The organism is Pseudomonas sp. SIMBA_068 (genome assembly GCF_046534705.1).
Lineage (GTDB): Bacteria > Pseudomonadota > Gammaproteobacteria > Pseudomonadales > Pseudomonadaceae > Aquipseudomonas > Aquipseudomonas putida.
In genome coordinates this window covers 1-251 of the sequence record NZ_JAWRYI010001169.1, presented here as the reverse complement: position 1 = coordinate 251, position 251 = coordinate 1, and the positions used below count along the sequence as shown (strand labels likewise).

Below are 251 nucleotides of genomic sequence, written 5' to 3'. Positions count from 1 at the left end.
ACGTGGCAGCACTGGCAATGCCACGTCGGTATTGATCGGCTATCTGGCGGCGAATACCACCACGCTGCATCTGGGGTCTGGCGGCGTGATGTTGCCTAACCACTCACCGTTGGTCATTGCAGAACAGTTCGGCACGCTTAATACACTCTATCCGGGGCGAATCGATTTGGGGCTGGGTCGTGCTCCGGGTAGTGACCAACGGACAATGATGGCGCTACGTCGTCATATGAGCGGCGATATTGATAATTTCC

At 55.8% G+C, this 251-nt stretch carries 1 protein-coding gene; it reads left to right on the top strand.

From position 1 onward, the window contains the following. On the top strand, window positions 1-251 hold a 251-nt coding region (locus SB756_RS33210; RefSeq protein WP_410913653.1), incomplete at both ends, for an LLM class flavin-dependent oxidoreductase.